Genomic DNA, 8639 nt, shown 5'->3' with positions numbered 1-8639 from the left:
TGGGAGGCTGCCCGGATCGCAGCCCACACAGTGCTCGATGCACTCGTTGGAGGGGCGGTCCGCCAAGACCGCCCCTGACACGCCATCAGCCAACTACACTCCGGACGACGCCTCTGACCAGGCCAGATAGCGAAACGCTGCTGGAGTATTAGTACTCCAGCCGTAGATCGTGATCTCGACGGTGAGGGGCGCCGAGGAGACAGGTGGTCAGTGTCGATCATCTGGACGAGATCGACCACGCCACCGAGGGTGTCCGTTCCTTCTCCGCCTACCCGACTACTCAAGTCCATCGAGACGGAGGGCGTCCCTTAATACGCTGAGCTTCTCGGTCGTCGCCGGGGTCCGCTCCTTCGCCTGTCCAGCGAGTCGGAGGGCATCCTCAATCTCGTTGAGTTTCGCGTAGGGCAGGGCGCCCGCCCGCTCGATCAGGTCGTCCCGGGACACGGTGGTCAGCCACGTGCAAGGGGTAAAGCCCGGACATGGGAACGCGAACCGCAGCACGCCTTCAAAGGGCAGTCCTTCCATGGCACCTACTGCCACTTCGACGCCCAGACCGCTGATGTCGACGCCCGCCGGAGCCACGACCTGCATCACCCGGATCCCGGACGCGTCGCCTTCCGACAGCAGTACGACCGGCCGCCGCTCGTCGAACTCGACCCACCAGACTTCGCCACGTTGCACATGTCCTCCTGACACAGGACCGCATGCGGACGCTGCGCGACCCTGACGCGCTGTGGAGACGGGTGCGGCCACGTTGATCATCGGTGTGTGAAGACAAACGATCACGCGGTGGCCGCAGATCACAGCGGAGACCCTGCCCGCTGGCAGGAGGCGTTCGATGGCCTGATGAGCCGGATAGCCGGGCGGTTCGCGCGGGTCGAACCCCGCCTCCGGGCCAAGCGCTTGGTGCTGGGCCTGCTGTCGGATCTGCCGCGCAAGAACTGCTGGACGATCGCAGAGTGGGCCGGGGAGGCCACCCCGCACGGCATGCAGCATCTGCTGTGCAGGGCCGCCTGGGATGCCGAGGCCGTCCGCGACGACGTACGCGAATACGTCGTCGAGCACCTCCACGACCAGGCCGCAGTGCTGGTCGTCGACGAGACCGGCGACGTGAAGAAGGGCACACGCACCGTCGGGGTCCAGCGCCAATACACCGGCACCGCCGGACGGATCGAGAACTCCCAGGTCGCCGTCTACCTCGTCTACGCCGGCGAGCGCGGGCACGCGGCGGTGGACCGAGAGCTGTACATCCCGCGCTCCTGGACCCGCGATCCGGACCGCTGCCGGGCCGCGGGGCTCAGCGAGGACACCGTCTTCGCGACCAAGCCAGAACTGGCCCGGGTGATGATCGAACGGTTCCTGGACACTGGACACCGTGTCGGCTGGGTCACGGGTGACGAGGTCTACGGCGGCAACCCGAAACTGCGATCCGCGCTGGAAAAACGCGGCATCGGCTACGTCCTCGCAGTGGCCTGCTCAGCCCAAATGACCACCGGCGCCGGCACGTTCCGCGCCGATGCGCTGGTGAAGAAGGTGCCGAAGCGGGCCTGGCAGAAGCTCTCGGCCGGACGCGGCGCGAAGGGACAGCGGTTCTACGACTGGGCCGTCATCGACCTCGCCGAGGCGGCACCGGGCCACCACCAGTTGCTGATCCGTCGCAACCGCACCACCGGTGAACTCGCCTATTACCGCTGTCACTCCACCACGTCGGCATCCCTGGCCACCCTGGTCAAGGTCGCAGGTTCCAGATGGCGGGTGGAGGAAACCTTCCAAAGTGAGAAGGGGCTGGCCGGACTGGATGAGCACCAGGTCCGCCGCTACGCGTCCTGGGCCCGCTGGGCCACCCTCGCGATGCTGGCCCATGCATTCCTTGCCGTCGTCCGCGCCGACGAACACGCACACCGCCCCACGCCGGCCAACCTGATCCCGCTGACCTGCAACGAGATCCAGCACCTGTTCATCAGCGTTGTTGTCCGGCCCGCTGTCGGCGGCGGCTGAACCTGGGCTCTGCCAAGATTTCCGTGAAGCCGATCATGGGATCGGTGTGGTCGTGACTCTGTGTTGTCGGCGGTCTGCGGCCACCAGCAGGACGCGTTTGCGGAGCAGGGGGTGTGCCGCCCGGCCGGCCATCTGCCGCTTGAGCAGCTTGATGTCCGTCACTCTGCCCTCGACACAGCCTGAGCTCCACTCGGTGCTCAGCCCGAGGGCGACCGCGTCGAGGTCGGTCATCAGCCCGTCGGCGAAGGCACGCAGTCCGTGGCTCTCGTCCGCGCGGGCGTCGGCAATCCACTGGGGCAGGCGGCGTGCGCTGCGGATGGCCATCATCGCGGCGAAGGACCGGACGTGCCCGGTGGCGGCCTCCAACTCGGGGCAGCGGGCCAGGATTTCCTTGAGTTTCTGCCGGTCGTCGTCGCTGACACGGTCGGGGTTGGCGGTGATCCAGCGGTCACCTTGCGCACCCCCGGCGGACGGGGCGGGGGCGGGGCGTCGGCCGCCCGGCGGAAGCGCCGGAGGTAGTCGCGGACGACGGAGTAGGAGCCGCTGTAGCCGCGCTCCCGCAGCTCGGCGTGGAGTTTCGAGGCGTCGGTGTGACCCTCGCGCCACCGCCTGTGCAAGTAGGGCTTGTAGGGATCCAGGATGCTGGGGAGGTTCTGCCAGCGGCCGGTGGCCAGTTCTTCCCAGGTCGCGGCCCGGGCATAGCGGCGGACGGTGTTGCGGGCCAGATCCAGGCGGCGGGCGACGGCCCGGACGCTCAGGCCCTGGTCCATCAGGGCGTGGACGTTGGTGTGGTGCTGCTGCACCCGGGCGGCCAGCCGGCCTGCGTGCGAGACGGGCGGGCGCTGGACCTCGGGCGCCGTGTCCGGGGCGGGAGCGGGATCGCGCAGGCAGGCGCTGTGCTGGCTGACCAGGCGTTTCACGGTCTCGGCGAGGTTGTGCCAGAGGTCGGCGACCTGGACGGCGTCCGGTGCTCCGGTGCGGGCGCCGTCGGCATACGCACCGCCGCGGTCGCGGCAGATGATCTCCACGCCGGGATGCTCGGTGAGCCAGGCGGCGAAGGTGGCCGCATCCCGCTCGGGCAGCAGGTCGATGGGGGCGCGGGTCTCGCAATCGACCAGCACAGTGCCGTAGTTGTGGTGGCCCTTGCGCAGGGCGAACTCGTCGACGCCGAGTACCCGGGGCGTTGCGGCGGGCGGGTCGGGCAGGGCCATGACCAGGGCCAGCAGGGTGGTCCGGCTGACCGGCGCCGGCAGCCGGGCGGCGAGCCGCTCGCCCGCCCGGCCGGCCAGGGCCACCGCGATCGCGCTCAGCAGGCTCCCCAGTTGTGGCGTCCGCCGCCCGTAGGGCACGGTCAGCCCGGCGACCTGCTCGGCGAACGTCACCCGAGCGCACCCCGGGGCGTCGCAGAACAGACGGCGGATGGCCAGCTCGATGCACACCTGCCGCCCGCCGACCGCACCGTCCGCGAGGCGGCGCCGGTATCCGCTGTGCCGCCGCACCGAGGCCCTCCACAGTCCGGGCACGGCACCGGCTCCGACTCCGGGGTTTTGGCCACGATACGTAACACCCCGCCCTCGGGGCTCACTTGCTCCACCAACACTCCGCCCAGGTGCGGTAACACCGTCTTCAGCAGCTCCTCACACGCGGCGAGTATCACGCCGTCAATGACGGAGCGTCACCGGCGCACAGGAGCATGATCGGCTTCACGGAAATCTTGGCAGAGCCCGTTTTTGGCCGTCGCCGAGAGGGGCGGCACGACGCGGACCGGTGGATGCAGGTGCGCACACCTTCTACCCCGAGCTGCGGCCGATCAGCGAGGAGTTCGTCCCGAAGGCGCTCGCGGTGAGCGGGCTCGACCGGGACCGGCTGATCAGGGACGGCAGCGCGTGTGGAGCGGCAGCAGCGTCGGCGGCGCAAGCCAGGTGAACCGGAGCAGCAGCTCAGCCTGCACGTTGACACAGCGCTGGAGCGGCCCGATGTCTCGGGTGTCGATGCGTCGCTCGCTGTTGGGGGTCGGGGTCAACCACTCCGGTCCGCTGTTTCCCTGTCAGTCCTCTGGACAGCGCCCCATTCTGAATGGAACGCTCCTTACAGAGCGCGGGGTTGGCGCCGATCGTGTCGCCCCGCATGGGGGAACGCACCGTCGCCCCGGCACTCGTCGGCGATCGCTGCGCACGCCCCGTCGCCCTTCTCAGCTCAGCCCGTAGCCCAGCACAGCTCGTATCGATCCCAGCGGGTCGTCGAACGCCGGCAATCTCCGCCGGCCGCAGCACGAGTCAGCGCCCCTACGTGGACAGGAGTTCCCCTGATGAGGGACCGAACTACCCCCGCCGCGCTCGCCGCCGTCCTCTTCGCCTTGGCGGCGGGCCTGACCGCCCCCGCCACGGCCTCGGCCGCCGGTGGGAGGGATTTCATCGTCGACACCACGTCCGACGCGGTGGACGCCGATCCGTCGGACGGTATCTGCCGCACAGCGGCCGGTCGGTGCAGCCTGCGTGCGGCGGTCATGGCTGCCAACGCCCGGCCGGGCAGCACCATCGCTCTGCCCGCCGGTCGATACCGGCTGACCATCCCGCCCAATCCTCTGCTTCTCGTGGGAGCCCACCCGGACCCGAGCACGGGCGACTTGAACGTCAACGCACCCACCGCGATTCGGGGCGCCGGTACACGCGCCACCGTCATCGACGCCAACCGCATCGACCGGGTTTTCCGTATGCGCGCGGACACCGAGCTGTCCGAACTGACGATCACGGGAGGAGCCGCAAAGCAGCACGAGGTGCCCATCGCCGACACCGGTGGCGGCGGCATCGCCAATGCCAGGCACATGACGTTGAGACGCGTTGCCGTGACCGGGAACTCCGCCGGTTACGGCGGCGGCATCTTCAACATCCCGGACTCCCACTTGGATCTTATGGACAGCACCGTCAGCGGGAATACCGCGGGAGAGGCGGGAGGAATCAGGTTCGACGACAGCGGCACGGTGATCAACTCGACGATCGCCGACAACCGCGTTACGGATCCCGGCGACCGTCCCGGCAGCCTGGGCGGCTATGGCGGAGGCGTGGACATCCGTGGTCTCGGGACCGTGCAAATCCTCAATTCGACCGTGGTCGGCAATAGTTCCTCACGCGGCGGCGGAATCAACATCGCCCCCGCCTACCTGGACAGTCTGCCCTCGCCGATCCCCGACGTCATCGATCTGCCGCTGGGACGTCTTGTCCTGCAGAACTCGATCGTCGCCGGAAACATCAGCGACGGCTCATCCGGTGACTGCGAGAAGGCCTTCGCCGTCATCGAGTCACGCGGCCACAACATCGACGGCGACGGCAGCTGCCGTCTGACCGCCGAGGGCGACCTACCCAGCCGTAACGCGCTGGTCGGAGCTCTCGAGGACAACGGCGGACCCACGGACACCACTGCGCTGCTGCCGGGCAGCCCCGCCCTGGACGCGGCCGCCCACTGCCCTGCCGCCGACCAGCGTGGCGTCCCCCGCCCCCAGGGTGCGGCCTGCGACATCGGCGCCTACGAACGCGCGCAGTGACACGGCCCGATCCGGCTGTGAAAAGCCACCTCAGGAGTTTGTCAGACGGTTCCTCCCGCCACTGACGGTGACAGGAAGGGAAGCAGCTATGAGATTAAGCAGCGCGCGCCGCACCGCGGCCCGCGCCATAACCGCCTTCGCGGCCCTGCTGCTGTCGGTCACGGCACCCGCAGCGGCTTCCGCCGGCACAGGCCACGACCCACTGGTCGTCCGGACCGCCGCCGGCCAGGTGCGCGGTGGGGTCGGCCCCGATGGCGGCCGGGTCTTTCAGGGCATTCCCTTCGCCGCCCCTCCGACGGGGGAACTGCGGTGGCGCCCGCCCCGGCCGGTCGCACACTGGTCCGGGGTACGGGACGCCACCGTGCCGGCCAGCCCCTGCCCCCAGCCGCCGTTGACGCTGCTCCCGGACGGCGGGCCCGTTCTGCCCGGTGACTCCAACCGGACCGGCAGCACCTCGGAGGACTGCCTGTATGTCAACGTATGGACCCCGCCCCGCGCCGGTGGCAGGAATCTGCCGGTGCTCGTCTGGTTGCACGGCGGCGGCAACGCCTACGGCGCCGGAAGTGACTACAACGGAGCTGCCCTCGCCGCGCGGGGACTGGTCGTAGTCACGGTCAACTACCGCCTGGGCGCCCTAGGGTTCCTTGCCCACCCCGCCCTGTCGGCGGAAAGCTCCGACCATGCCTCGGGCGACTACGGCCTGATGGACCAGCAGGCCGCCCTGCGCTGGGTCCGGCGCGACATCGGCGCGTTCGGCGGTGACCGTAGCAGGGTCGCCCTCGGCGGTCAGTCGGCAGGCTCGGCCGACACCTGCCTCCACATCGCCTCGCCGACCGCGAGGGGCCTGTTCCACCGGGCCATCCAGCAGAGCGGCAGCTGTGTGTCCGACGCCGCCCTCGCCCCCCTGACCCTGGCAGCGGCCCAGAGGCGGGGCCGCAGCTTCGCGGCCTCGGTCGGCTGCGCCGACCCATCGACCGCGTCGGCCTGCCTGCGGGCCGTCCCCGCCACCGAGTTGCTCCGTGGCGACTCCGGGGACGCTTCCCTATGGGCCGCGAACACCGGTCCGCGGCTCCTTCCGCTCCCGCCGCGCAAGGCGTGGGCCGTGGGCCGGATGAGCGCCGTCCCCGTACTGAGCGGCAGCACCCACGACGAGTACCGGTACTTCACCGCCCTGCGCGTCGACCTGCTCGGAGGCGGTCCGCTCACGTCCCGGACCTACGCCGCCCTGATCGGGCAGCAGTACCCCGACGAGGCGGCAGCCGTCCTCGAGACCTACCCGGCCTCCGCGTACTCCTCGCCCAACCTGGCGTACTCCGCCGTCGGCACCGACCGGCTGTTCGCCTGCCCGGCAAGGGGCGACAGCCGTCTGTACAGCGGCCGGGTGCCTGTCTACGCCTACGAGTTCGACGACCCCGAGGCACCGCCGTTCATCCCCGCACCGCACACCCCGCAGGGCGCGTTCCACGCCTCTGAACTGGCCTACCTCTTCCCGACGGCCTCCCTGCGCCCGCTGACCCCCGCCCAGCAGCGGCTGTCCGTGGCGATGACCGGCTACTGGGCCAGGTTCGCCGCCACCGGCAATCCCAACGGGCCCGGCGCTCCCGCGTGGCCCCGTTACACCACCGACCGCGACGGCATTCAGGTGCTCACCCCCGACCAGACGGCTCCCACGACCACTTTCGCGGCCGACCACCGTTGCGCGTTCTGGCAGCGGCACAGCGCACCCTGACAGGCGCCCCTGTCCGTTCCAGAAGCGCCTGTCGGCTACACCCCGCCCTGCGGCCCCGTCCCCTGCGGCGAGTCCGTAGGCTGGCCACCTGTTAAACATACGCACTGGTGCGAGAAGGACGCCGGGCCCGCCGGCAGGGCCCGGCCGCCCTGGCCGGCCGCTGGCGGGAGTCTGGCGCGATGGTGGACTTCGCCCGCGTCCACTCCCGTACAAACACGAGCTCTACCGGCAAATTCCGTGTCGTCATCCCCTTCCAGTAACCCGCGCGGACGCGTGCGTTCCGGCGATCCGATGCATGGTGCCGACGCTCCCGCGGCCGGCGCAACGAGTCACCCACCGTGATGACGGTCCGGTGCCCGCTGGTCCGCGCCGCACTCTCTCGCCCAGGTTGACGCCGTGTCACCCTGGGCGGGAAATCCGCCGTCCGACGAGGACTCACGCGCCCGACGGGCCTTCGTGGGGCGGGGCCGCCGCGGGCACCCCGACGGGAACCCCCTGGTGGGCCGCCAGCGCAAGCAACGCGACGCGAAGCGCCTCGGCGTCCAGGGAACTGGCCGGATCGAACCAGCGGGCGACGGCGGTTCCGCTCGCCGCTCTGAGGACGAAGCGGGCGAGTCCGTGCGACACCTCCGGGCGATCGTGCAGGCCAAAGACGAAGCTGAGAGAGTCACGCGCCCAGGCAAGCAGGGCGTCGCGGTAGTGGAGCAGCTCGGCCACGGCCGCCGCACTGGCGCTCCCCTGAACCATGCCCAGGCCTATAAGCAGCTTCACATCGTGGGGGTGGCGCTGAAAGGCGTCTTCGACCGCTTCGAGGAAGTTGTCCAGCCGCTGCGCGATGTCCGCGCCCGGTACCTCGACGGGGGGCAGCGCCGACAACAAGGTGACCCTGGCGCGTTCGAGCACCGCGACATAGATACCGTCCTTGCTGCCGAAGTGCCAGTAGATGGAGCTGGCCGGGAGACCGCAAGCTGCGGAGACCATCGAAATGGACGTGGCGGCGTAGCCGCGCAGCGACATCAGCTCGGTCGCGGTGTCGAGAATCGCGTCCCGCGACCGCACGCCGCGGTCCGGGGCCGATGCCTCCCTCATGGGAAGACTCTAAAGGAGCCGTCAGAGGAGGTGGGGAACTACCGGCGCTTGCCCCTGGAAGGGTCCAGGGCACCGGGCCACCGCGTGTTACTCCACTGCCGCGTCTGCCACCCGCGTCGGCTGCGGTCGGTGCCGATCCCTGACGTCCCGAGCCGCGGCCGCGCCCACGCCCAAGGGAACGTGCGTGCGAACTTCAGGCGTCTCCGCCGCGTCCACTGGATGCTTGAGGACAGGGCACTCGACTAGTGGGCCCGGTGACGACAGCTCGATGAGGACGGCCAG

At 70.1% G+C, this 8639-nt stretch carries 8 protein-coding genes; 4 read left to right on the top strand and 4 right to left on the bottom strand.

Annotated features, from left to right (window positions below):
* Positions 1-276: 276 nt before the first annotated feature.
* Entirely contained in the window at positions 277-681 is a 405-nt protein-coding gene (locus tag ACFY0T_RS24650; protein WP_388874336.1) for a type II toxin-antitoxin system PemK/MazF family toxin, read from the bottom strand.
* A 165-nt stretch (positions 682-846) separates the two neighbouring features.
* On the opposite strand from ACFY0T_RS24650, the gene ACFY0T_RS24645 reads away from it, so the two are divergent.
* Positions 847-1998, top strand: coding sequence for an IS701 family transposase (locus ACFY0T_RS24645; protein WP_388874362.1), 1152 nt, complete (start codon positions 847-849; stop codon positions 1996-1998).
* 33 nt (positions 1999-2031) lie between these two features.
* On the opposite strand, the gene ACFY0T_RS24640 is transcribed toward ACFY0T_RS24645, so the two are convergent.
* Both ACFY0T_RS24640 and ACFY0T_RS24635 read right to left on the bottom strand, forming a co-directional pair.
* Entirely contained in the window at positions 2032-2325 is a 294-nt protein-coding gene (locus ACFY0T_RS24640) for a hypothetical protein (RefSeq protein ID WP_388874334.1), read from the bottom strand.
* Positions 2322-3521, bottom strand: coding sequence for an ISL3 family transposase (locus ACFY0T_RS24635; protein ID WP_388874331.1), 1200 nt, complete (start codon positions 3519-3521; stop codon positions 2322-2324). Before ACFY0T_RS24635 ends, ACFY0T_RS24640 begins: the two co-directional genes overlap by 4 nt.
* 244 nt (positions 3522-3765) lie before the next feature.
* Between ACFY0T_RS24635 and ACFY0T_RS24630 the strand changes: the two genes are divergently transcribed.
* From ACFY0T_RS24630 to ACFY0T_RS24620, 3 genes are all read left to right on the top strand, one after another.
* Positions 3766-3924, top strand: a complete 159-nt coding sequence (locus ACFY0T_RS24630) for a hypothetical protein (protein WP_388874328.1) — start codon at positions 3766-3768, stop codon at positions 3922-3924.
* Positions 3925-4306: 382 nt separating this feature from the next.
* Positions 4307-5539, top strand: coding sequence for a choice-of-anchor Q domain-containing protein (locus ACFY0T_RS24625; RefSeq protein ID WP_388874325.1), 1233 nt, complete (start codon positions 4307-4309; stop codon positions 5537-5539).
* A gap of 88 nt (positions 5540-5627) precedes the next feature.
* Complete coding sequence (locus tag ACFY0T_RS24620) at positions 5628-7268, top strand: carboxylesterase/lipase family protein (protein WP_388874322.1); 1641 nt, start codon at positions 5628-5630, stop codon at positions 7266-7268.
* Between the two features lie 435 nt (positions 7269-7703).
* On the opposite strand, the gene ACFY0T_RS24615 is transcribed toward ACFY0T_RS24620, so the two are convergent.
* Positions 7704-8357, bottom strand: a complete 654-nt coding sequence (locus tag ACFY0T_RS24615) for a TetR/AcrR family transcriptional regulator (RefSeq protein ID WP_388874320.1) — start codon at positions 8355-8357, stop codon at positions 7704-7706.
* Positions 8358-8639 lie beyond the last annotated feature (282 nt).

The organism is Streptomyces sp. NPDC001530, assembly GCF_042894545.1.
In the GTDB taxonomy this organism is placed as follows: Bacteria; Actinomycetota; Actinomycetes; order Streptomycetales; family Streptomycetaceae; genus Streptomyces.
The sequence above is the reverse complement of the archived record's forward strand: the minus strand, read 5'-3'. Positions and strand labels throughout refer to the sequence as shown.